The sequence below is a fragment of the Dyadobacter fermentans DSM 18053 genome, assembly GCF_000023125.1.
GTDB classification, from domain to species: domain Bacteria; phylum Bacteroidota; class Bacteroidia; order Cytophagales; family Spirosomataceae; genus Dyadobacter; species Dyadobacter fermentans.
This window is the reverse complement of record NC_013037.1, coordinates 1,285,903-1,311,508: the sequence shown is the minus strand read 5'-3', so window position 1 is coordinate 1,311,508 and position 25,606 is coordinate 1,285,903. Positions and strand designations below refer to the sequence as shown.

Annotated in this window: 16 protein-coding genes; 6 read left to right on the top strand and 10 right to left on the bottom strand. The window is 52.4% G+C overall.

The features are described from left to right. Positions 1-17 precede the first annotated feature (17 nt). The 4 genes from DFER_RS05435 to DFER_RS05420 form a co-directional block, all read right to left on the bottom strand. Positions 18-1,100, bottom strand: coding sequence for a FecR family protein (locus DFER_RS05435; protein WP_015810605.1), 1,083 nt, complete (start codon positions 1,098-1,100; stop codon positions 18-20). Between the two features lie 569 nt (positions 1,101-1,669). Beyond that, entirely contained in the window at positions 1,670-2,278 is a 609-nt protein-coding gene (locus tag DFER_RS05430) for an RNA polymerase sigma factor (RefSeq protein WP_015810604.1), read from the bottom strand. A 165-nt stretch (positions 2,279-2,443) separates the two neighbouring features. After that, complete coding sequence (locus tag DFER_RS05425) at positions 2,444-4,456, bottom strand: auracyanin family protein (RefSeq protein ID WP_041734759.1); 2,013 nt, start codon at positions 4,454-4,456, stop codon at positions 2,444-2,446. A 24-nt stretch (positions 4,457-4,480) separates the two neighbouring features. After that, the gene (locus tag DFER_RS05420) at positions 4,481-6,220 is read right to left on the bottom strand and encodes a 3-keto-alpha-glucoside-1,2-lyase-like domain-containing protein (RefSeq protein ID WP_015810602.1); all 1,740 of its coding nucleotides are present in this window, start codon (positions 6,218-6,220) and stop codon (positions 4,481-4,483) included. A 626-nt stretch (positions 6,221-6,846) separates the two neighbouring features. Here DFER_RS05420 and DFER_RS05415 point away from each other — a divergent pair. Then, a complete protein-coding gene (locus DFER_RS05415) occupies positions 6,847-10,164 on the top strand; it encodes a SusC/RagA family TonB-linked outer membrane protein (protein WP_015810601.1) in 3,318 nt (1,105 codons plus the stop codon). Positions 10,165-10,175: 11 nt separating this feature from the next. Beyond that, positions 10,176-11,702 carry a SusD/RagB family nutrient-binding outer membrane lipoprotein gene (locus DFER_RS05410; protein ID WP_015810600.1) on the top strand — a complete coding sequence of 509 codons (1,527 nt, stop codon included), beginning with the start codon at positions 10,176-10,178 and terminating at the stop codon, positions 11,700-11,702. Positions 11,703-11,825: 123 nt separating this feature from the next. Here DFER_RS05410 and polA read toward each other — a convergent pair whose 3' ends face one another. After that, on the bottom strand, positions 11,826-14,717 hold the full coding sequence (polA, locus tag DFER_RS05405) for a DNA polymerase I (protein WP_015810599.1): 2,892 nt from the start codon (positions 14,715-14,717) through the stop codon (positions 11,826-11,828). Positions 14,718-15,311: 594 nt separating this feature from the next. Here polA and DFER_RS05400 point away from each other — a divergent pair. After that, positions 15,312-17,327: a S9 family peptidase gene (locus DFER_RS05400; protein ID WP_015810598.1), complete on the top strand. Its 2,016-nt coding sequence runs from the start codon at positions 15,312-15,314 to the stop codon at positions 17,325-17,327. A 342-nt stretch (positions 17,328-17,669) separates the two neighbouring features. Here DFER_RS05400 and DFER_RS05395 read toward each other — a convergent pair whose 3' ends face one another. From DFER_RS05395 to DFER_RS05375, 5 genes are all read right to left on the bottom strand, one after another. Then, complete coding sequence (locus DFER_RS05395; RefSeq protein ID WP_015810597.1) at positions 17,670-18,956, bottom strand: O-acetylhomoserine aminocarboxypropyltransferase/cysteine synthase family protein; 1,287 nt, start codon at positions 18,954-18,956, stop codon at positions 17,670-17,672. A gap of 116 nt (positions 18,957-19,072) precedes the next feature. Further along, positions 19,073-19,597, bottom strand: a complete 525-nt coding sequence (locus DFER_RS05390; protein WP_050774631.1) for a DinB family protein — start codon at positions 19,595-19,597, stop codon at positions 19,073-19,075. 68 nt (positions 19,598-19,665) lie between these two features. Next, positions 19,666-20,613, bottom strand: a complete 948-nt coding sequence (locus DFER_RS05385; protein WP_015810595.1) for a helix-turn-helix transcriptional regulator — start codon at positions 20,611-20,613, stop codon at positions 19,666-19,668. 35 nt (positions 20,614-20,648) lie between these two features. After that, complete coding sequence (locus DFER_RS05380; protein ID WP_015810594.1) at positions 20,649-21,662, bottom strand: LLM class flavin-dependent oxidoreductase; 1,014 nt, start codon at positions 21,660-21,662, stop codon at positions 20,649-20,651. Between the two features lie 114 nt (positions 21,663-21,776). Beyond that, positions 21,777-22,214 carry a DUF2147 domain-containing protein gene (locus tag DFER_RS05375; RefSeq protein WP_015810593.1) on the bottom strand — a complete coding sequence of 146 codons (438 nt, stop codon included), beginning with the start codon at positions 22,212-22,214 and terminating at the stop codon, positions 21,777-21,779. A gap of 511 nt (positions 22,215-22,725) precedes the next feature. Between DFER_RS05375 and DFER_RS05370 the strand changes: the two genes are divergently transcribed. The 3 genes from DFER_RS05370 (at position 22,726) to DFER_RS05360 (ending at position 25,587) form a co-directional block, all read left to right on the top strand. Next, on the top strand, positions 22,726-23,955 hold the full coding sequence (locus DFER_RS05370; protein ID WP_015810592.1) for a GAF domain-containing sensor histidine kinase: 1,230 nt from the start codon (positions 22,726-22,728) through the stop codon (positions 23,953-23,955). 71 nt (positions 23,956-24,026) lie between these two features. Continuing rightward, positions 24,027-25,259, top strand: coding sequence for an RsmB/NOP family class I SAM-dependent RNA methyltransferase (locus DFER_RS05365; protein ID WP_015810591.1), 1,233 nt, complete (start codon positions 24,027-24,029; stop codon positions 25,257-25,259). Between the two features lie 91 nt (positions 25,260-25,350). Beyond that, positions 25,351-25,587 (top strand): hypothetical protein, encoded by a 237-nt coding sequence (locus DFER_RS05360; protein ID WP_015810590.1) that lies wholly within the window; start codon positions 25,351-25,353, stop codon positions 25,585-25,587. Positions 25,588-25,606 lie beyond the last annotated feature (19 nt).

Sequence of the window (25,606 nt, the reverse complement as noted above, 5' to 3'; positions counted from 1 at the left end):
AGCTGTGTTAGAGCCACTCAATTACAACCTTTGGAACTGATCACAACGCGACCATTCTCCATATCATAGCCGGCGCCGATGGCCTGGCATATCGCATTCAATCGTTGTTTCAGGTTTTCTTCCCCAAACTGCGCGCTAATCATGCAGTTGGAAAGCGTTTCGGCGTGATACACAATCGTGATCCCGTAAGCTTTCGCCAGTGCTTCGAAGGCGTCGGACACCGGTTTATCGTCAAAAACCTGGTCTTTCAGCACCGCCGATTCGGCCAGGAGCACCGGGTTGGCTTTCGCCGCTTTTTCGAGTTTGTTATCCTTGCGGTTATAAATCACCTGCTGGTTTGGGTTCAGGATCACGCCCGCCACCGTATTACCGCCGTGGTGCGTCTCATAGTCTTTCTTCGGAAACACCGACACGCGCCCTGTTTTCACGGCCACCATTTCGGTATTATCCCCTTCGAACGCCTTCACGCGGAAGCTCGTCCCGAGGACTTTCGTCACCGTTTCATTGGTGTACACCAGGAAAGGCTGCTGCGGGTTCCTGGCGACGTCAAAAAACGCCTCACCGGTGAGGTACACACGGCGCTCGCGCCCGGCGAACTGGCGCGGGTACCGGATGCTGCTGCCTTTGGCGAGCGTCGCCACGCTGTTGTCGCTCAGGAGCACGGTCGTTTCCAGTTCGGTCCGGTTGGTTTGGGTCAGCATTTCCAAAGCAATCTGCTGCGCATTCACGGTGCTCTTCACCGTGCTGTGATTGGTGTAATACAGCCAGCTCAGTCCGCCTGTCAGCAGCAACACCGCGGCGGCGCGCCACGCAGCGCGCTGGTAAAATGGCACCGGACCTTCCGCCTTGCGCTCCTCGGCCATACGGGTAATCTCCGCGATCTCATGGCGCACCATATCATCGGAAAGCTCATCCTTGTAAATGTCATGCACTGCAAGCACAAGCTCCCGCGCCCGCGTCACCACGCCGGCATGGTCGGGATTTTTGAGCAGCCACTGCTGCCAGTGACGGTCGAGTTCCGGTGTGGGCGCCATCACCCAGCAGCGAAACGATTCATCCGTCGCCAGTTCCTCCACGGTAAAAATTCGGTATGAGCTCATTGGTCAATCAAAAGCATGGCGTACAGGACATTGGAAGGTCCTTTGAATACTTATGTCAGTTTTAGCGGCCGGGATAACCAAAAAAGTCAAAAAAAATTTTGAAAAGTTATATGGTGGGAGGAAAGGAGGATGGAGGAGTGGTGTTTTGGATGGATGGGAAATTTAGAACAACGTTAAGAAAGGAGCGACTTTGGGCTATTAATACCAAATGTTTAATATGGTGTAAATGTATTTAAAGTTATAAATGTATAATAAGATAGTAGTTATTAATAATACAAAAAGTATTTAGCGTTTGCGATTGTTTAGCCATGTAATATTGTTAGAAATCAGGGTGTAGCTATCTAACAGACGCTGTCATGGGCAACGACACTTCGGTTGCAGTGGGTTGTTGTTACATGCCCAGGGGCATTCCGGGAATTGATGTGGACTCTTGCTACCGATATTTCATGCCTGACGGCATTGGGGTAAGTAGTTGTGAGGGTGATCGGGTAGGGGTGTGCCGCGGACGTGGAGCGTCTTCCTCTTTATACAAATGGTGGGAAAGCGAGATGGGGCGGCTCTGTCGGAGCCTATGATAACATTACCAGCAACACCCAAAAAAACTCCGCAGGTGCCCAGATTTCCTTGATCTCTTTCAATGTCCGGTAAAGCAGGTTAGAGACGCTCTGGCGGCCGAGGCCCATGACGCTGGCGATGTCTTCGTTGTCGAGGTTTTGGTAGAAGCGCAGGTAAATGATTTCCTGCTGCCTTTTGGAAAGGAGCGAGATGATGTGTTTGAGGTGGCCGTTCTGAAAACGGATTTGCTCGTCTTCGATGATATTCGTTTCGATGGACGGGTCGGATGGGTCGGTGTCGAAAAGCGCTGCCTGCGGCTCGTGGAAACGTTTCAGGCGGATGCTCTCTTTGATGAGTTTGTGACGGAGCGCTTTGAGCAGGTAGGATTTGACGAATGCCGTTTCGGAGAGGAAATTGCGGCGCTCCCAGAGTTCGAGGTAAAGCTCCTGAATGGAGTCGCGGATGAAATCGGGATCGGAGGAGAATTTGGTGGCGTAGTTGTACAACGCCCGGTAGTGCGTTTGGGCGAGCTGCCCGAGCGCCTCCGAATCGCCGGCCTTGAACCGCTGCCAGAGCCTGATATTCAGCTCACTGGCGCTAGATATGTTTTCTTCCTGATTCAAATCCTTAATGCAACGGCAATGTTTTATTAAATCAATGAATTATACCAATCAAAGCGGCTGATAGTGGCATTCTCCTTGGAAAATCCGGTAATTATTCAGCCTGGGATGGAAAATAAAGCGGGGCGGTATTTCGCCGCCCCGCCGCAAGGTCAATCGCGCTGCGCGCTATCTGACGACTTTCAGTTTCCCCTGCATCAGCGAATAATGGCCGGGGAATGTGCATACGTACTGGTATGTGCCGGGCTGCTTGGGCGCCACGAAGTAGATCGCCTCGGTTTTCTCCGGTTCTACGATGTTGGTATGGAAAAGCACGTCGTTCGTACGTGGTACGTAGTTCAGTTCTGTTCCTTTCAAGCCCAGGTTCAGGCCTGCTTCGCCTACCGCATTGGCCGTGCCCGGCTTTGTGATGACGAGGTTGTGCAGCATATCGTCGTTGTTGTTGAACACGATCTTGATCTTGCTGCCTGCTTTCACCTGTATTTCCGAAACGTCGAATTTCAGGCCCGGCACCGTGCCGATCGTCACTACCTGGTCGGGACCTTTGGTCCAGCTGGCGGGCATTTCCGTTACGCGTTTGGCCGATGCGGCTGTATTAGTGGCGGTTTCGCTGCTGGCGGGCATCGCATGCGCGCTGTGGTCGGCAGTGCCAGTGCTGGCGGTCGCTTTCACGGTGGTGGTGAACTGTGATGCGTTGGCGGCTTGCCCGTTCGCGATTTCGTTGAGCGTGTAGTAAGCCGTGCTGTGCAGCAGGTTGTTGCCGTCCGGCGATTTCACGCCTTCCGTTTTGATCTCGTGGATATATCCCTTGCGCAATGCCGCCGGGTCTACCACCAGTCGCACGCGCATGCCGTCTTCCGACACGATAATGCCTTTCAGCGGCACTTCCTGCGTGTTAATGATCGGGCTGCCGTAAGTGCGGTGGTAGCGGTAGGTGAAGTTGTTCAGTTTATAGGCGTCCTGCTCAGCAGCGGCCTTTTTGTCGACAGGGCTGGTGAATGTAATCTCGAAACCATCCGGCATCGAGCGCACAGTCTTCATCTCGAACGGCATTTTACCTGTCCAAACGAGTCTTTGAATACCAAATTCAGCCTTACCCGTTGCCGACCATCCACGGCTGGTCTGGCCCACAAACATCGAGCCGTCCAGGCCCCATTCCATCCGCAGGATACCCGACATAAAGCCTTCGCGGAAAGGGAAAACCGCTCCCTGCCACACGCCGTTCACTTTTTCGAGGTCTACGCGGGTGATGATGCTGTGCCCCTGGTCGCCCACGAACATTTGGCCCGTAAATGGCCCGAATGCGCCATTGGTGACGTCCTCCTTGAAATCCGATGTGGAAATCCCCACCAATGTATGCGGGAACCACACGGCCGGGGCTTTCAGGCCTGGCACCTTCTTGGCAACGTCGTAAAGCGGTTCGCCGGTGTTGGGAACGTCTTCCGGGGTCAGTTTCACGGGAGAGCCTTCCTCTTTGCTCCACCGCAAACCGGCAGGGTTACCTGCAAAATCGCCTTTTTCAAGGTGCGTCATCCGGCCGGAACCTACCCAGTCGCCCTGGTTTTCAGTATAAAAAATATCACCCTTGTACGAGCCGAAGCCGGAAGGGGAGCGCAGGCCGGTTGCCCAGGGCGTGAGTTTGCCGTCCTGGCCGAGTTTCAGCATCCATCCGCGCCATTTCGACTGGCTCGCGCCGCGGCCCACCCAGTCGAGGTTGAGGGTTACGAGCATTTCGCCGTTCGGCATCGGTACGGGGCCGTACGAGTATTGGTGGTAGTTGCCCGAAAGCGGCCAGCGCGAAAACGAGTCGTACACGTCCGCTACGCCGTCGTTGTTCGTGTCTTCGAGGCGGGTAACCTCTCCGCGCTGCGACACGAGGAAGTCTTTGCCGCGGTAGTACAAGCCCAGGGGCTCGTGCAGGCCCGATGCAAAACGGTGGAATGAAGGTTTGCCGTCCCCTTTCAGATAGGGATTGCCGATCAGCCATACTTCGCCGCGACGCGTGGAAGTAGCAAGGCGGCCGTCAGGCAGCACCTGCATCCCGCCGACTTCCATCTTAATGTTTTCGGGAATGGGTATGGTGATGATGCGGTAGTAATCGTCGATTTTGCTCGGTTTGCTCTGCGCAAATGCGTTCATGCAGCCGGCGGTAATCAGGGTAGTTAAGAGAATATTTTTCATTGATAGCATTCAGATAATGAGGTTTTACCAAAACATGGAATAGCTGGTGGCATTGGAAACCGGAAGGATCAGCTCCTTCATTTCGCCAGCCGGGCGGACAATCGCTTTGGCCTTTTTATCAACCTGTACATAAAAGCGGTCGTCGATCTGGTAAAGTCCTTTTTCAATTTCGGTGATCTGCTTGCCGCTGGCCAGCAGGGAATATAGCGAACCGGTAGGGGAGCCTTCCAGGCGGCCTTCCACGCGGAATGTGCGCGAGAGCGTGTTGCCGCCGGAAACGAGCTCATCGCTCACCGTGGCCGATCCGACTGCGTAGCGGAACACGGGATAGCCTTTCTGATCGATTTTATAACCGAGGAAGTTGATATTGGAAGAATCTGGCCATGCTGCATTGGCATTATCGAGCATTGCCACGCTACTGCGGCCTGACACGTGCACTTTCAGTCCTGCCGGGAAAAGGAGCTGCGGTTCACCGCGCTCGTACCACATTTCGGTCACGTCGGCGAATTGTCCTCGCCATGCCTGAACCAGCGCGCCGCGGTTCAGGTCCACGGTGTAGTTCCAGCCGTCGGGGCTTCCCACCGAAATACAATGCGTGCGTTTTGATTTCTCGCCTTCCACCTGGATGAACGACCGCACCATTTCAGGGCGCATTTCGGGCGTCACGCTGATGTACGGCTTCGGCTCGGGCTCGGGAAGCGACGACAGCGTGTGCAGGTCGTAAGGGCGCACGCCCGATTTCTCTACGCGCAGCCCCAATGCAGGCTGGCGCCAGGGAAAGCGCGAGTAATGGATTTTGAATTTGTGCTTGCCTTGTGTGAGGTTAATGGAACCGGTGTGCGTTTCCTGCGAAGTGGCTTCGCCGGACGATACCACACTTTTGCCGTCGATGTCAACCGAAAGAACGGGACCCGAATAAATGGTCGTGAAAATGTAATCGCCCGCCTCGGTCACGTCGATGTCGCCTTCGTACACCAGGTGGAATTCGCGCATGCCGTTGGTCACTTCCTGCGTTAGCACGGGCGACTGCCCTTCATGATCGAGCTTGCTATATTCTTTGGCATCCCATTTATCAGAGTAAACTTTGTATTGCAGATTGTTGATTGACAATGGCTTACGATTAGCAAGAAGCTGGTAGCCAACGTTCCGGAAAGCAATGCTGCCTTTGGTAACCTCCAATGCAATCGGCTGGCCGTCTACGGCTGCTTTGGTGTTGGGGAGGTAAACCGTTTCAAGTACTGTGACGCCGTTGAGCGAAAGCGTGTTCAGGCGCGCGGAGTTAGGAATATGTTGTACAGATGCATCATAGGAGATTTCAAGCGTTTGCCAGAGGCCCGGAGACTTGGCGGCATTCTGGCTGGGAAACTGGCCAATGTACCCGGATGTGGAAGCGTTGGCTACTTTTTGCTTGCTGCTATCGGAGATTTTGATTTTTTGTCCGCCCGGGAGAATGATATTACCCTCGGCCCCCGGCGCCACGTTAAATTCCACATAAAGCCGCAGATCGCTTGCTTTCAGTTTGGTAGTGAGCACCGTGCCCGCATTTCCGATGAGAACGCCGTCGCCGGCAAGTGTTTTGGGCTTTGCCGCCCCTGAGGGGTGTATGGAAATGCCACCTTGTATCGACCAGTTGGGGGCAGCGCTTTCAAATGCGCTGAGGTCTTTGAGGGGAAGCGGAGAATAATTTCCCTTCGCTGTCTGGCCCATTACCATCACCGGGCAGGCCAGCAACAGCAGGGAGACTTTCTGAAACAATTGATGCATTGGAATCGATTAAGTGTATTGTTTACATTTAAAAAGCGAAGTTCGGTAATTTTTTACCATTATATCCGGAAATAGTATGAATTTTTTGAAGGCCCGGGCAGCGCTATTAAAAGTTTACCAATGATGAATTTCTTCCGGCCGGCGTATAACCGCAAGGGTTTGGAACCGATTGCAAAAGAACAGGGGACCATTGAAGTTGATGAGCTCAGTTGCCGACCCTATGATAGTCCTCTTCAAAGATTTTAATGTACTATTTCAAAATGGCTATGTGATTTTGTAGCGTTTGGGATAACTGTGATGAATAAAATGTTTAAATACAGTTGAATAGAGCAACATGCGGTTGCATTTCTTTACGGAAAGTATTTGTATATTTAAAGACAGCCCAAGTGAGTAAGCGGCAGCAGCGCGTGTATAACCGGCGCTGCGGGAGCCTGCGTTAGTGAGATTTTGAAGCATTGATCAGTAGTCGTTGCCGGTCTTCCGGCTGGTGTCGCGCAGCGGAAGATTTGTTTATAGTATGTTAATAAATACTTAACAGAACAGACTGTTTTTAACCGGATTTTTGCGCCTTGCAAGGCATATTTTGCCAGTTCCATTCTTTTCTCACCTTAATAACCTAAGTGCTCATGATCAAAAAATTTTACTTATGCTTCCGGCTGAGTATTTTCAGAAGAAGCGCGTACACGGGGCTCATGCTCACGGGGCTGCTCTACTGCCACGCGGGTGTGGCGCAGTCGGTGGTTACCGGGCAGGTGATCTCCGACGATGACAAAGCGCCCCTCGCAGGCGTGAGCGTTATCGAAAAAGGCACCAACAACGGTACCGTAACCGATTCGAACGGAAAGTACCAGATCTCGGTGAAAGGCGCCAGCGCGGTGCTGACGTTCTCATTCCTGGGTTACGTTTCACACGAAGTGACGGTAGGCGGCCGGGCGGTGGCCGATGTGACGCTGTTTGCGGATTCGAAACAGCTCTCGGAAGTGGTCGTAACCGCGCTGGGTATTAAAAAGGACGTCCGTAAGCTCGGCTACGCGGTGCAGGAGCTGAAAGGCGAGAGCATTGTAACGGCGCGCGAGACGAACATTGTGAACCAGCTGGCCGGAAAAGTGGCCGGGGTGACGGTTGTGGGCAGCCCGTCGGGGATCGGCGGTTCGGCGCGGGTGACGATCCGCGGCGAGCGTTCGGTGGATTTGAACAAAAACCAGCCATTGTACGTGATCGACGGGGTGCCGATCAGCAACTCGATCACCGGCGGGTCGGGCCAGGGCAACCTGGAAGTCGATTTCGGGAATGGCGCTAGCTTCATCAACCCCGACGATGTGGAAACAATGAGTGTGCTCAAAGGACCTGCCGCAGCGGCTTTGTATGGTTCGAGAGCGGCCAACGGGGTGATCCTCATCACCACCAAATCCGGCAAGGGCAACAAGGGCATCGGCGTGGAGGTTAACAGCAATACAACCTTCGAACGCGCATTAAAACTCCCTGAATATCAAAACAAATACGGCCAGGGCAACGGTAACGGCGGCGATTTCGCATTCGTGAATGGCGGAGGCGGTGGCCTAACTGACGGTACCGACGAAGGCTGGGGGCCGGAATTTAAAGGACAAAGCTACCCGCAATACAACTCACCACGCACACTGAACGGACAGCCGATCCCATACCTCGGCGGCGACCTCAATGCCCCCGCAGGCAGCGTGATTACCGCTACGCCGTGGGAAGCGGATGTCGACGGATTGAAAGACTTCCTCCAAACCGGCCGCACGCTCACGAATAACATCGCATTGATCGGCAACAACGGCCAGGGTAATTTCCGCCTGTCGTATACAAATCTGGACCAGACAGGGATCGTGCCGAACACCGATCTGAAACGCAATACCGTCTCATTGAGTGCGGGTTACAACCTTACCAAGAAGTTTTCGGCCAAGACTTTCGTGAGTTACGTGAAGGGCGCGAGCGGTAACCGGCCGTCCATCAGCTATGGTACCGAGAGCATTATGTACCTCTTCAACTGCTGGCTGCCGCGGTCGGTGAAGGTTTCGGATATGAAACGTTTATGGATGAACGGACTGGAAGACCAGCGCCAGTTCAGCTGGAACTACAACTACCACGATAACCCTTATCTGACGGTTTTTGAAAACACCAACAGTCAGGACGTGAACCGCATCATCGGCAATGTGATCCTGAAATACGATTTTACCGACTGGCTGAGCCTGCAAGTGCGCACGGCCACCGACTGGGGCAACGAGCGCCGCGAATATCGCCGTGGGTTCAGCACCCAGCGCTTCCCGTTCGGGCAGTACCGCGAGGTGAAGATCAACACCGAAGAGCGCAACTCCGATTTCCTGCTGTCGTTCAACAAGGATGTGAGCAAGGACATCAATATTTCGGCTACATTCGGTGGTAACCAGAACCGTCAAAGCTCGATTTACGACGAAGAAAATGCGGGCCAGCTCAACCTGCCGGGCATTTATAACCTTACCAACTCGCGCATTCAGCTGGTAGCGTCACAGAGCAAAGTCGGCAAGCGCATCAACAGCTTGTATGGATCGGCATCGGTTTCTTTCCGCAATTATTTGTTCCTCGACGTTACCGCACGCAACGACTGGAGCAGCGCATTGACGCTCCCCACAGCCCTGAAAGCGTTCGGTACCGAAAACAACTCTTACTTCTATCCATCGGTAGCATTAAGCGCCGTAGTGAGCGATATGGTGAAACTTCCGGAGGTAATGTCCTTTGCCAAGCTGCGCGCCAGCTTCGCCCAGGTGGGTAATGATACCGATCCTTTCACGTTCACCCAGGCCTACAATCCCAGCACGCCTTACGGCAGCTCGCAGATCTACGGCGAAACAGACCGTTTGGCTAACCTGAACCTGAAACCGGAGATCAGTACGGCTTACGAACTGGGCGCCGACCTGCGTTTTTTCAAAAACCGCGTGGGATTGGATTTTACATTCTATCAAAGCAAAACCAAAAATCAGATCCTTCAAATCCCGCTTTCGCAGACGACAGGGTATAATGGCCGTTTCTTCAATGCAGGTGAGATCAAAAACTGGGGATTTGAAACCATGCTGAATGTAACCCCGGTGGAAATCAATGATTTCAAATGGAATATCGGCGTAAACTTCTCGGCCAACCGCAGCAAGGTGCTCGAACTGTCCGACGGCATCACCAACTTCGTAATGGCCAGCAAGGGTGTCAGCATAGAGGCGCGCGTAGGCGAGCGGATGGGCGATATGTATGGGATCGCGTTCGCACGTGTGCAGAACACAAACCCTTCGGCGCCATATTACGATGCTACGGGCCAGAATGTGGGCCAGATCGTTTACAAAGACGGTCGTCCGGTGCCTACCACCAATGTTCAGAAAATGGGTAACTACAATCCCGACTGGCTGGCAGGTATTTCCAATCAGTTCAATTACAAGAATTTGAAACTGAGCTTTTTGTTTGATGTGCGTCATGGAGGAAAGCTGTATTCTCATACACAAACCGTTGGTCGTGAAGGTGGTATCATCAAAGAAACCCTCGAAGGACGTGCAGACGGCTACGACCTGAGCAAACCGGGCAATGGGGTGATCGGCGACGGCGTGGTGCAGAATGCAGACGGTTCTTACAGCAAAAATGAAGTGAAACTGACCGCCCGCGCATGGCATACCGCCTACACCGGCGGCCGTAACATTGCCGAAGGGGTGATGTACGACGCGTCTTTCGTGAAACTCCGCGAAGTACAGCTGGGCTACTCGATCCCGAACCGCCTGCTGGGCCGCTCGCCGATCAAGAACATCACTGTTTCGTTCGTGGGACGTAACCTTGCATTGTGGTCGAAAGTGCCGCACGTGGACCCAGAAACAATGGCTTACAACGGCGGAACTGCATTGCCGGGTATCGAATACATGTCGATCCCTTCCAGCCGCAGCTATGGTTTCAATGTGAGTTTCAAACTGTAATATTTCAAACAATGAAAAAGCTAATTCCGATATATCTCATTGCTGCGCTGACGTTGTCGGCAGGTTCATGTACCAACGACTTTGAGGAAGTCAATACCAACGACAACGTACCGAACAATGTGACGCCCGACCTGCTGCTTGCCGGCGTTATCCGAAACATGGTCAATAGCCAGGTGAACGACGCCTGGGGCATTGGCAACATTGTGGTGCAGCACCATGCCAAAATCCAGTTCGTGAACGAGGACCGCTACCTCTGGGGACAGCAGAACGGCATTTGGGACAATGTGTACGGCAATATGCGTAATGTCAAAAACATCCTCGACCAGGTGGGCACCGACGATGCCAACGGCTACAAAGGCATCGCGCTGATCCTCAAATCATGGATGTTTGCACTGGCGACCGACGCTTATGGCGACATTCCATACACCGAAGCGACCAAAGGCAAAACCGACGGCGTTTACCTGCCCAAATACGACACCCAGGAAAGCGTGTACGCAGGCATTTTAGCCGACCTTAGCACGGCTAACAACATCCTCGCTGCAAGCTCGACAGCGGTTTCCGGCGACATCCTTTTCGGTGGCGGCACAGGCTCGCTGATCAAATGGCGCAAACTGGCCAACTCGCTGCGGTTGCGTTATTTAATGCGTATTTCAAAGCAAAAGGATGTGAAAGCAGAAATGCAGGCTATCCTTGCCGATCCCGCTAAAAACCCCATTTTCGAAGGTAATCAGGACAATGCCGAATTGAAATACCTGGCGGCAGCCCCTAACCAATGGGCGCTATACGGCGCACGCGTGGGCTCGTTCGACGAATTCCGCGTGAGCAAAACCCTCAGCGACCGCCTCACGGCATTGAAAGATCCGCGTTTGACGGTTTTTGGTCGTCCTTCACAATCGTCGGTGACGGCCGGTAAGCCGGTGATCGAAGGTGTGCCCAATGGCCTTGGAGATGTGCCTGCATTGAACTACAACGGCGGTCCGCAGGGCGTGTCGCGCATAGGTTACACGTTTGCGTGCCTGGTTTGCAACGATCCCGGCCAGGCACCGCCGGACCCTGCTGCGCCGCGCGGTATCCTGATGAACTATTCCGAATTGCAGTTCACCCTCGCCGAAGCGCGCGAGAAAGGCCTGATCACCACCGGAACAGCAGAAGGTTATTATACCAAAGGCGTTCAGAGCAATTTCGAATACTGGAAAAGCGTCGTGCCTTCGTCGTACGGCATTGATGTAACACCCGACGCATCGTACTACACGCAGCCGGCCGTTGCCTACACCGGTACAAGCGCCGAAAAACTCGGCAAAATTGCGCTGCAAAAGTGGATCGCGTACTATTTCAACGGTCTGGAAGCATGGTTCGACTGGCGCCGCACCGGCCTGCCGGAGATCAAACCCGGCCCCGACAACCTGAACCAGAACCGCGTGCCGGTACGCTTCATTTATCCGCTCTCCGAACAATCCCTCAACGGCCCCAACCGCGAAGAGGCCGTAAAACGCCAGGGAACCGATGATTTGAACACCCGGACCTGGGTGGCGAAATAAGTTAGATGTCAGTCTGAGCGAAGTCGAAGACAGTCCGTACGGTGATTGTGCCGTCGTGCAAGTGCTTCGACTCCGCTCAGCATGACATACTGCATGCCCGTTTCTCTCTTAGTTTAGCGCAAATCAATGCGCCTCTAACCAGTTCGCACCGACGCCGATGCCGGTTTCCATGCGAACGGCCATCGGGATTGCGTTTCGCATCAGTTCGTCCACCCGTTCTTTCAGGAGGTCGATTTCGCTGTAATGCGCGTCGAAGACGAGTTCGTCATGCACTTGCAGGATCATCCGCGATTTGAGCTTTTCTTTTGCCATGAAGTCGTGGATGTTGATCATCGCGACTTTGATCATGTCGGCGGCCGAGCCCTGGATCGGGGCGTTGATGGCGTTTCGTTCGGCGTAGCCGCGGTTGGTCTGGTTGCGGGAGTTGATATCCGGCAGATAGCGGCGGCGGCCCAGGATCGTTTCTACATATTCGCGCTCGCGGGCGTCGTTCACGACTTTGTCCATGTAACCTTTCACGGCCGGGAATTCTTCGAAATAGGCGCGGATGATCTCGCTCGCTTCCCCGCGCGGGATGCCCAGGCGCTGTGCAAGGCCGAATGCCGAAATGCCGTAAATGATACCGAAATTGACCATTTTAGATTTCCGGCGCATGTCCGAAGTCACTTCTTCCAATGGCACCTGGAACACCTTGCTGGCCGTGGTAGCGTGGATGTCGCGGCCCTGGTTGAACGCTTCCGTCATACTCGCGTCGCCGCTGAATGCCGCCATAATGCGCAATTCGATCTGCGAGTAATCCGCGGAAAGGATCTGGAAATCTGCGGAATCAGGCACAAATGCCTTGCGGATCTCTCGGCCGCGCGGCGTGCGTATCGGGATGTTTTGCAGGTTTGGGTTGGTGGAACTGAGCCGCCCCGTGGCTGCAACGGCCTGGTTGTAAGACGTGTGAATGCGGCCGGTGCGGCTGCTTACCATCGTCGGTAATGCATCTACGTAAGTGGATTTGAGTTTCTGTAACTCGCGGTAGTCGAGTATTTTGCGTGCGATCAGGTGGTTGGCTTCCAGATCGGAGAGGATTTCTTCGCCTGTCGCGTATTGCCCTGTTTTGGTTTTTTTAGGCTTTTCAATCAGCTTCATTTTCTCGAAGAGAACTTCTCCGAGCTGCTTGGGCGAGCTGATGTTGAACGATTGACCGGCCGCTTCGTAAATCTCCGACTCGGTTTGCCGAAGGTCGGATTCGAGCACGGCCGACATTTCCTTCAATGCATTGATGTCCAGCCGCACGCCGGTATTTTCCATAGAAGCCAGCACTTTCGTGAGCGGCATTTCCACTTCGTTGAACAGCTTCGCCGCATTCACTTTGGGTAATTCCCGACTGAAAATCGAATGCAGCTGGAACGTAATATCGGCATCCTCTCCGGCATACTGCGTGATTTCGGGAATAGCGACGTCGCGCATATTGCCCTGTTTCCCGCCTTTTTTGCCGATCAGCGACGTGATCGACACCGGTTCGTAGTTCAGGTAGGAAGCGGCAAGAATGTCCATGCCGTGGCGCTTATCCGGTTCGAGCAGGTAATGGGCGAGCATGGTATCGCTCAGCTTGCCGTGCACTTCGATGCCGTAGTTTTTCAGCACGAGCATGTCGTACTTGATGTTCTGCCCGATTTTTTCAATGTTTTCATTCTCAAAAACCGCCCTGAAATACCCTACAATCTCCTCGGCTTGCTGACGGTCGGCGGGCACGGGAATGTAGAAAGCCTCGCCGGCCAGGTACGAAAACGACAGCCCTACAAGCTCGGCGTCCGTCGTATCGAGCGAGGTGGTTTCGGTGTCGAAGCAGAATGCGTCCTGCAAGCTCAGGTAATGCGCCAGGCTCGTCATCAGTTCCGGGGTGTCCACCGTGTGGTAGCGGTGGAAAGTATTGTCGATCGTCCTTTTGGATGTCGGAATGCGGATTTCGGACGTGTCTTCGGTGAGTTCACCATCTGCAAGGTCGCCGCTCACAGCCGCCGGTTGCTGGCCGATTTCTTCCGTTGGATTACCGAAAATGTCGAGTTGGCCTTTGGCGTTTTTGCGTGCGGGAGCCTGCGCGCTTGCTGGGCGCGGACTTAGTGCTCCTGCGGAACCGCCTGGCTGGCCGCCCAGGATGCGGGTTTTGAGTGTTTTGAATTCGAGTTCATCGAAAAGCTCTGCGATCAGTTCCGCATTGGGTGAGCAAATGGTGAGATCTTCGGCATCAAATGGCACCGGCACTTTGCAATCGATCGTTGCAAGCTGCTTGCTAAGCACCGCTTTATCGAAGTTTTCACGGATTTTTTCACCGAGTTTCCCTTTGATTTCGCCGGCATGTGTGATCAGGTTTTCGATCGTGTCGTATTCCTGGATGAGTTTCTGTGCCGTTTTTTCGCCAACGCCCGGAATGCCCGGAATGTTGTCGACCGCGTCGCCCATCAATCCGAGAATGTCGATCACCTGGTCGATGCGCTGGATCTGCCAGCGGTCGAGTATTTGCTGCACGCCCAGCACTTCGGCGCCTTTGCCGAGGAATGCGGGTTTGTAAATGTGAATGTATTGTTCGACCAATTGCCCGTAATCCTTGTCGGGCGTCATCATGTAAACCTCGAAACCTTCCCGCGAAGCCTCCTTGGCAATGGTGCCGATGATGTCATCTGCCTCGTAGCCGTCGAGTTCGAGAATGGGAATGCACATACCGCGCAAAAGCCGCTTCACGAGTGGGATCGCTACGGTAATATCCTCCGGCTGCGCCTCGCGCTGCGCCTTGTAGGCTTCAAACTGCACATGGCGGAATGTCGGCGCGGCGGTATCGAATGCAACGCCGATATGGGTAGGTTTCTCTTTTTGCAGTACTTCCAGCAGTGTGTTGGTAAAGCCGAAAACGGCGCTGGTATTCAGTCCCTTTGAAGTGATGCGCGGCGCCTTGATGAACGCGAAATGTGCCCTGTAAATCAAGGCCATAGCGTCCAGCAGGAACAGCTTATGAATGGGTTTTTCCATGAGGTAAGTTTATGATCGAAACTCAAATATAATGCAACTCCCACGACGGGGAAGGATTACCGGATTGTTTTTTGAAGATTTAAATAAGATGTATTGACCGGGAGTATCTTTTAGTACTTACAAAAAGTATATGGTTTTTTTATACTTATAATACTTTTAATAATTTTATATAATTCTAAACTTTTTGAAAGGATAATACATAAGGTATGTGTTGAATGGCTTTAATGTATGGCAAGGATCATACATTAGGAATGTGTTAAAGTATCAAAAGCAGAAAACTTTCAATACATTCAAATCGATATAATTGTATTAAATGTATAAAAAGTATAGTACTTGAAATTGGTTTAAAAGTATAGTAAGTACTGTACATTTTTAGTTTCAAAAGTACTTTATGTATGATTAGAAGAATACTTTTAAATTTAGCATATTATTGATAATCAATTATATACCTAACCAGGCTATGTCATGAGAATTATTTGCTTATTTTTAGCTGTTATCATTTTTTCCTGTAATCAAAACAAACCCGTGAAACAAGCATATCAATGGCCGGGAGCCACACCTCCCGTAGCAGCTAAGAAAGACCATGAAACCGGAATGCATGGCGACAAGCGCAACGATGAATATTACTGGATGGGCGACTTCTTCCGCGAAGGCCCCGACAGCGAGCAGGTCGTCGAATACCTGAATGCAGAGAACGCTTACACCGACACGATGATGGCCGGCACGGCAAAATTTCAGGAGCAGCTTTTCGCGGAAATGAAAGGCCGGATCAAGGAGAAGGACGAATCGGTGCCGGTGTTCAGCAATGGATATTGGTACTACACCCGCAGCGAGGAGGGAGAACAGTATTTCAAATATTGCCGCAAAAGGGGCTCGCTCGAAGCGCCCGAAGAAATCCTGCTCGACATCGATGAAATGGCGGAAGGGCATCCGTATTACTCGGCCGTCGGTTTCAATGTGAGTCCGGATAACAAGCTACTGGCCTACGGTGTCGACACCGTTTCACGGCGGCAGTACACCATTTACATTAAGAACCTGGAAACGGGGGAGCATTTTGACGACAAAATTTACCCGGCCAGCGGCGGTTCCGAATGGGGAAATGATAACAAAACGCTATTCTACACGGCCACCAATCCGAAGACGCTGCTCAGCGAGAAAATCAAACGCCATACACTCGGCACGGACGCCAAGAAGGACGTAGTGGTTTATAACGAGAAGGATAAAAGCAACTATATCGGCGTTGGGAAGACGAAGTCGGAGAAATACATTGTGATCACATCGTCGGCCACGATGTCGTCCGAGTACCTGATCCTCGACGCGGACAAGCCCGAGGGCCAGTTTGAAGTGTTTCAGCCACGCATGAAGGATGTGCTGTACGATGTGGACCACCAGGGCGACAAGTTCCTCATCGTAACGAACAAGGACGCGCTGAATTTCAGGCTGATGGAAACGCCATTAAACAAAACCGGCGTTGAAAACTGGAAAGAAGTGATCCCGAACCGCGCGGATGTGCTGCTGGAAGGAATAGACGTTTTTAAGGATTACCTCGTGATCACCGAGCGCAAAAATGGCCTGTTGCAGCTTCGTATCCGCGATGTGGCCAGCCAGGCAGAGCATTACGTGGATTTCGGCGAACCCGCCTACACCGCCTATGCCGGCTCAAATCCGGAATATAACAGTTCGAAACTTCGCTACGTTTACACGTCCCTCACAACGCCGGGCTCGGTGTATGATTATGACATGCAAAGCCGTGAAAAAGACCTGAAAAAGCGGCAGGAAGTGGTAGGAGGGTACGATCCGGGCGAATATGTGACGGAACGTTTGTATGCCACCGTGCGCGACGGCGTGAAAGTGCCCATTTCGGTGGTGTACAAAAAGGATACGCCCAAGAGCCCTGAAACGCCGCTGCTCATGTACGCCTACGGCTCGTATGGCAACAGCATGGATGCTTCGTTCAGCAGCACGCGACTGAGCCTGCTCAATCGTGGATTTATATACGCCCTCGTGCATATACGCGGCGGCCAGGAAATGGGGCGCAAGTGGTATGAAGACGGTAAGATGTTTAAAAAGAAGAATACCTTCAACGATTTCATCGACTGCGCCGAGTTCCTTATCCGTGAAAAATACACTTCTCCGGCACATTTGTATGCCGAAGGCGGCAGCGCCGGAGGGCTCCTCATGGGCGCGATCAGCAACATGCGGCCGGAACTTTGGCACGGCATCATCGCGGACGTGCCGTTTGTGGACGTGGTGACCACCATGCTGGATGAAAGCATTCCATTGACAACCAATGAGTTCGATGAATGGGGTAACCCGAAGAGCAAAGAATCCTACGACTACATGAAGTCCTATTCGCCGTACGATAATGTAGAAAGAAAGGCATATCCCAACATGCTCATCACCACGGGCCTACACGACAGCCAGGTGCAATATTTCGAGCCCGCCAAATGGGTAGCCCGCCTGCGAACGCACAAAACCGACAACAATGTGCTGCTCCTGAAAACAAACATGGAAGCCGGCCACGGCGGCGCCTCCGGCCGGTTCGATTACTTGAAGGAAATCGCCTTGCAGTTCGCATTTATGTTCGCGCTGGAAGGCGTTGGGGAATGAATTTTGAACGAGTGACCGGGTAGCCGGAGCGATGATTGAATAAATCGCGTAGCGATGTAATATTGGTAGAAAAAACAGGTGGAAGAAGGATAGCCAGAATCCCGGTAGGGATGTAACAACCCTTCTGACGACGTAGCTAGCTGTGCGCTGTTGTTGCATGCCCAAGGGCATTCCTGGCAAAACAATTCCGCTCTTTGCTACCAATATTACATGCCTAATGGCATTCCTCGCGCCACCAGTACTCCTGCGACCTCATTGCTCCTGCGACCCGATCAACCATCGCTCCGGCGACCCGGTCCCTCATCGCTCCGGCGACCCGGTCACTCATTCAAAATTCACTCATTAAAGCACAGCAATCGCCTGCTCAATATCCGCAATGATATCGTCGATGTGCTCGATACCTGCCGAGATGCGTAGCTGGGTGGGTAGTACGCCTGCGGAAAGTTGTTCTTCCTCAGATAGTTGCGAATGCGTGGTGGATGCCGGGTGGATGATCAGCGTTTTAGCGTCGCCTACGTTGGCGAGGTTGCTGATTAGTTTCAGGTTGTCGACAAACTGTTCGGCGGTCTTTTTATCGCCCTTCAATGAGAATGATAATACGCCTCCGAAGCCGCGTGTGAGGTATTTTTTAGCGAGCTCATGGTATTTGTTGCCTTCCAGACCGATGTAGTTTACGCTTTCTACTTTCGGGTGTTTTTCGAGCCATTGGGCCAGTTTCAGGGCATTCTCGGCGATGCGCTCCACCCGGAGCGAAAGCGTTTCCAGACCTTGCAGGAACAGGAACGAGTTGAATGGCGAGAGGGAAGGGCCCCAGTCGCGCAGGCCTTCCACGCGTGCGCGGATGATAAACTGGATGTTGCCGAACGGTCCGCCGATGCCGAACACGTCGTTCAGGACGAGGCCGTGGTAGCTCGGTGAAGGTTCGGTGAATTGGGGGAATTTGCCATTGCCCCAATTATACGTGCCGGCGTCCACGATCACCCCGCCAATGGATGTGCCGTGCCCACCGATCCATTTCGTGGCCGACTGCACCACCACGTGCGCACCGTGCTTGATAGGCTGAAAAATCGCCCCGGCAGCGCCGAATGTGTTATCGACGATCAACGGCAGGTCGTACTTGTTCGCGAGCGCGGCAAATGCCTCAAAATCGGGTACGGAATAGCTTGGGTTACCGATAGTTTCCAGGTAAATGAACTTGGTTTTGTCGTCGATCAGCTTTTCGAAGCTGCTCACATCGTCGCCGTCGGCAAAGCGCGCTTCGACGCCGATGTTTTTGAATGAGTTTTTGAACTGGTTATAAGAACCGCCGTACAGGAACGAGGTCGTAACAAAATTGTCGCCGACGGTAGTAATGTTGTTGATCGCCAGAAACTGTGCCGAATGCCCCGACGCTGTCGCCAAAGCAGCCACACCACCCTCCAAAGCCGCCACGCGCTTCTCGAAAACGTCGTTGGTAGGGTTCATAATGCGCGAATATATATTGCCGAATTCCTTTAAAGCGAAAAGGTTAGCAGCGTGCTCGGCGTTATTGAACACATAAGAAGTGGTTTGGTACAAAGGCACGGCCCGTGAATTGGTAACGGGATCGGGCTGTTGTCCGGCATGGAGCTGCAAGGTTTCAAATTTCATTTGGTTTGAACGGTTAAAGTGGATAAAGCCCAAATGTATCAAACTAAATGATATTACTCTATGAAAATTATAGTCTTTTGTTTGCCGGATAATAAATTGGATTTTGACAATGCAGGTTATTTTGCCATCACATTGTAAAAATTGTAGTCGGTCATAGGCGCGTCGGTAAAGCCCAGGTTACGGCCCATCGTGATGACCTGTCCGCGGTGGTAAGTGGTGTGGTTCACCACGTGCATGATGTACTCGAAGTTCGGAAAATTGCATTGGAACCACTGGCTTTCAATCAGCGTCGGGCTCTGGATTTGGGCGGTGGTAAGGCTTTCAATGTATTCCGCAAGCTCCTGAGATTGCGCTATAAGTGTATCAAACGTCGAGTTGAGGTCTCCATCGAAATCCTGGCCGCTGTACGGGGCGTTCGGATTGAGGATCGAGAGCCAGTAGCGCTGTGTTTCAAGGATGTGGATGAGCGTCAGCCGAATGGTCGCAAAGCTCGATTTCAGCTCGGTTTCGAGGATTTCTGTCGGTTTGGTACGCAACCAGTTCACCAATGTGCAGTTGGCCCAATGGTTGTAATCAGCGAAATTTTTCATCGCATAGGCCAGGCTGTTTTCTGCGGTCGGATTTTCAATTGTGGCTGACATATCTCCTTTGTTTAAGTACATTACAAAGAAAATATATGTTTATGACAACCCTTTGTCAGGAGCAATTATCAGTGACTTAAATTTTCCAGGATTTTTTCATTCAGCTGCCGGACGATCGTTTTAAGCGATTCCGGCTCCATAATGCAGGCCTCCGGCGCGATCATCATGTACCAGCGCGCAAACCATTCCAGCGATGGACTGAGGAATGTCATTTCAACGTATTCGTCCGTTTCGGTTTCGGATGCGAAGCCGTAGGCGGTCCGCTGCTCGCGGATGTAACGCGCCGCGCGCTTGTTCACCCGCACGCGTACGAGGCGGATGTTTTCATTCTCCCAGCTATCGTGCATGAAGTCTTTCAGCGGGCCGTGCTTGTGCACAAACGGGCGCTCGGTGATGTCGCATTGCAGTATGCGGTCGGAGCGGAAGTTGCGGTAGTCGTTCCGGAGATGGCAGAATGCGATCGTGTACCAGTAATTGTTTTCGTGGTAAACGCCCACCGGCTCGATTACCCGCTCCACCGGCTCGGAGGCGCTCAATGCGACGTAGAGGATCTTGGCGATTTTGCGTTCGGAAATGCTTCTGAGCAGCACATCGAGCGTGTTGCTGTCGGGCTGGTGGAATGCCCTCGGTCGGCTGCGCACTTCAATGTGGTTTTCCAAGTTCTCTACCATCGATTTTTCCGTGCTCCGCAATACCGCCTTGATTTTGTACATCGCCGATTGGTAATGCGATTGCGTCGAAAGATCAGTGAATTTCTCCATCAGCTTTTCGGCGGTGATGAATGTACGCGCTTCTTCCTTGGTAAACATGACGGGAGGCAGGCGGTAGCCATCCATAATGGAATAGCCCACGCCTGCCTCGCCGATAATGGGTACGCCCGCTTCCGCAAGCGAATTGATGTCGCGGTACACCGTCCTCAGACTGATCTCGAAACGTTCCGCCAGGTCCTGGGCCTTGACAATTTTGCGGGATTGAAGTTGGATCAGGATGGCTGTAATGCGGTCGAAACGGTTCATGAGTGTCGGCTAAGGAATGTCCGCACAAATTAAGGTTAAAGAACCGGTTCTCTCAAATTAAATGCTTCCGAAATCAGTTCGAAGGATTTGATGCGGTTTTCAAATGTATCGGCCATGGTCGAGACCATCACCTCGTCGGCTTCGAAATCGACGGCGAGTTTGGTAAGCTGCTCTTTCACCGATTCCGGGGTGCCCGAAACGATCCGCCCGCTGTTGTAGCGGATGCGGTCGAGCTCACCGAAGCTGAACTGGTATTTGCGCACCGTTTCGGGGTCGGGGAACGGCCCGAATTTGCCGCGTTCGAATTCCACGAGCACGTAGTCCATCATCTTGCGCATTTCGGCCGCTTTTTCCTCCGTTTCGCCACACAATGTGAATGCGGAGATGATCACTTTGGGCTTTTCGAGCTGGTCCGATGGCCTGAAATTTCGCTTGTATTCCTCCACCACGTCCGGCTTCACAAACCCGTTGATGAACTTCGCCACCGCGAGGCCCATGCCGAAACGGGCGGCGATGGCGCTGCTGCCCCCGCTGGAACTCAAAATCCATTGCTCGGGAATGGTCGGCGACTGGGGTGTGGCGTAAATGAACCCGCGTTCGGTGCCGGCCGTGTCCCTGAAAAAGTGCTGCAAATGTTCGAGCTGGCGGAGGTAGCTGCTTTCGCTGAAATCGTTGGACGGGTTGAGAAGCGATGATGTGAGCCGGTCGGTGCCCGGCGCACGGCCCATGCCGAGGTCAATGCGGCCGGGATAGAGCGTTTCGAGCATCCTGAAATTCTCCGCTACCTTCAACGCGCTGTGGTTGGGCAGCATTATCCCGCCCGAACCGATGCGGATCTGGCGCGTTACATCGGCCAGTTTTACCATCAGCATTTCCGGTGCGGAACCGGCGATAAATGTGGAATTATGGTGTTCGGAAACCCAGAAACGGCTGTAACCAAGTTCTTCGGCCAGCCTGGCCGTGGCAATGGTTTCCTGAATGGCTTCCCCGACGCTGGCGCCGCGTCGTACGACGGACTGGTCGAGAATGCCGAGTTTGAAATGCTTCATAAGATCAATACGTGATTTGAAGCATAACACGGCTGAGGCCAATTGTATTCATTTCTTTGGCCAAAAATGTCCTTTCTGCGGGTATAGTAACGTTCGCGGACGGGGTAGGGGAGCTTAGCGGGCGCGGTCCCAATAGGTGCTCCTGCCGAGCAATGGAAAGCCGACGTAGCTGCGGACTTCCATTTTTTCCTGCCGCAATCGAATGAGGCAATGGTAAGTCTTGCCACTCTTCGGGTCGTACATTTTGCCGTCGTCCCAAAGGTCTTCGCTAAAAACGAAGTTGTTTAGCAGGTTCACATGAAGCAGGTTTCTGCCCCGCAGTTTTTCATTTGTGTTACGGACATCCTTGCGGGAAGTTTTTCCATCGGCTTCATACAGGTCCTCCGACCAGAGCAGCCGTCCGAAATATTCTTCGCCTTCCTTATAGATCTCGATCCGGGTATCTTTCTCTTCATTGATCCACTCACCAATGATCCTGTCAGCTACGATAATCTGCGACCCTGCCGGCGCAAATCCCGCTAAAAAAAATATAGTAAAAAGTATTTTTATCATTCTTATAATCCGTGTCGGAGGAACTTCGTGATATTTTTGGGTCTTAAAAATATGCAAGATTAAATTAATTGAAATTTAACAGTGGTAACTGTTGTAAAAATCAAAACTGTCAATATGTGGCTCATTCGGCTAATTTTAACAACGGTTTTATATTTAACAATGATAGATTTGGTACTTAACGTTGTTAAGTTGATTCTGAGGTCTTCGTGCGCTCGTTAAAATCCAATCGCTGCATTTAGTTGGTGTGACAATATACAACTGTTCAGCTAATTCCAAAACAGAATTATTCCAAGAAGGCTTACGATGGCGACCTGGTGCAGGGCCTGTCGGCTTGAGGCTGCCGTTCATAAATAGCAAAAGTTATTCCCGCATTTGTTTACATTTTACAGAGGATTTCCCCGTGAGATTTCTTTCCCAAATTCTGATGACCCGGCCAGCTGGAATTGTTTTTTATCGAAGTAGTTCTCTATTTTTAAAGATCGATTGTAGAATCAGCGAAAATGCATGCTATATGAGTACTTCTAATGCACCGGTTCCTGCCAATGAAATGGATCGTTTGCTCAGCCTTGCCGAATTGGATATCGATTATTCGGACTACCAGGTAACTTTTCAGGACCTGGCCAAACTGGCCGCCAAAGTTACCGGAACCCGCATTTCGCTGGTCAATCTGATCGACTCGCTTACCCAATGGACAATCTCAAATTATGGTCTGGACATTGAACAAATGCTCCGTGAGGATTCCGTTTGTCAGTACACCATCATGGAAACGGATCATTTCGAGGTAGGTGACCTGAGTGTGGACGAACGTTTCAAGGACAAATTCTATGTTACCGGCGACCCTAATGTCCGGTACTATTATGGAATCCCGCTCAAAACGACCGAAGGGTTGCATATCGGCGCATTGTGCGTGCTGGACCAGGAGCGCAAAACGTTGGAACCGGAGAAAATAGAGCTGCTGAAAATCATTGCCGACGAGATTGTTTCGCGCCTTAAAACACACAAGGTTTTGGAAAACCTCAAATCCAGGCTGCTCGAAGCACGGCAGACGCAGAAAAAGGTCGCGCACGACATCCGTGGCCCATTGGGCGGGATCGTAGGTCTGGCGCAGATTATCCGCGACCAGGGCGAAGAAAACCGGATGGACGAAGTGCTGGAATTCATAAACCTCATCCATAAAAGCGGAAACTCCATCCTGGACCTGGCCGAGGAAATCCTGGAATCGCATAAGGATAAGGCGAAACCGGCGAGTACTCCACAAGTCGCTAATGGACAGGGATTTACATTAGCGATTTTCAAGGATAAGCTGGAAAAGCTGTATGGACCGCAGGCGAAGCACAAGCGCATCGCATTCGAGGTAAATACGAGCCTGTTGACGGAAAATATCCATTTTTCTAAGAATAAACTCCTGCAAATCACCGGTAACCTGATCTCCAACGCGATCAAATTCACGCCTGTGGGTGGCCGTGTGGTGGTGGACCTGCAATTACTGATCGACCAGGCAAAGCCCGTTTTACGCATTGCTGTGGGCGATTCGGGCGTAGGCATTTCGGGGGAAAACATCGAGGCGATCCTGTCCGGCACGGCGTCGTCTACCGGCGGTACGGGCGGCGAGCAGGGCTTTGGCTTCGGGCTGGCGCTGGTGCGGCATCTGGTCGATAGCCTCGGTGGCACGATCCAGATCACGTCCGAGCCCGGTGTCGGCACTACCTTCGCAATTGACCTTCCCCAAAGTATTTACTAATCAAAATGCTTTTGCTTTCCAGGCGATCTATTGCCAATTTTGTGGTCTTGTTTCACCTGGAAAATTGAATTTTGAAACTACATAAAGGACTTGTTGCGGCTAGTGTCGAGGCATTGCAGGATATTTTTATCAAAAACCGGCAAGCGGACCGCGTGGTTGAACAGCTATTGAAATCCAACAAAAAGTGGGGTGCCCGCGATCGTGCCTTCATTGCCGAGAATGTGTACGGCATCGTCCGCTGGTGGCGGCTGGTGAAATATGCTGCGCAGATAGACAAAGCTGTCGAAAGCGATGATTTTTGGCGGATTATGGGCGTGTGGCAGCTCATCCGGCCGGTGCATCTGGATGGCCTTGAAGCACCCGACAGCCTCCCAGAATGGCCGGAGTTCGTCCCTATCAATGCTGAAATAGTCTTCGAGCGATACCGCGAGGGATTGAACACCCGCAAGATCGCCCAATCCATTCCCGACTGGATCGATGAAACAGGCGCGGCCGAACTAGGAGCCGCTTGGGACGCCGAACTCGCGGCGCTGAACCATACCGCGCCGGTTGTCCTGCGGGTGAATACCCTGAAAACCGATGTGTCAACAGTCAGAGAATTGCTTGGAGCGGACATTGCCGAGCCTGTTCCTAGCGTACCCGAAGCGCTTGTTCTGAAAAAGCGCCTGAACGTTTCCGGGCTCGACAGCTTTAAGAGTGGCTTTTTTGAGGTCCAGGACGCTGGTTCACAATGGATCGCTCCCTATCTGGATATTCGTGAGGGCATGTCGGTAATCGATGCGTGCGCCGGGGCGGGCGGGAAATCCCTGCATTTGGCGGCTTTGCTGGGCAATACCGGCTCCATTCTCGCAATGGACATCGAACACCATAAATTACAGGAACTGGAACGCCGCGCAGCCCGAAACGGCGTCACCAACCTTTCGACAATGCTGATCAATTCCGATAAAATCATTGAAAACCTTGCAGAAACGACCGACCGGCTTCTACTCGACGTCCCTTGCTCGGGGCTTGGTGTGCTGAGGCGGAATCCGGACAGCAAATGGAAGCTAAAACCCGAATTTCTGGACAAAATCCGCAAGGTACAGGCCCAGATTCTGGAAAATTATTCGAAAATGGTTAAAAAGGGAGGTAAGATGGTGTATGCCACGTGCAGCATTCTGCCTTCCGAATCAGAAGAGCAAGTAAGGTCGTTCATGAAGCGGCATCAGGCCGACTGGAACTTCGTGTCCGAACACCGGTCATCGCCTGCGCGCGACGGTTTCGACGGCTTCTATATGGCCTTGCTGGAACGCAAAGGTGCGTGATTTCGCTTTCAAATGCATTTAAATGCGCATTAGCGGGCTGCTAAGGCATGGTTTTTGAGGATGGGGTGGATTTACATTAACAAACAAGATCATGGACTTCCAAACCAAAAACGATACGACCACACCAACCGCGGTGAGGCCGAGCCACCAGCCGCCATCACCCAGTTATCCCGAAAAGCCGCGTGATACGGGCCCATTGAACCCAACCCCGGACGTGCCCGGCACCGACGCGCCGGAGGTCAGCACCGGTTCAAGGATCGATGACGACGAGCCTGCGCAGGAAACGGATGAAGATGAAGTAGGCGAGATCGAATCTCAAAATCCTTAAACTAACACGGGGTTGCCGA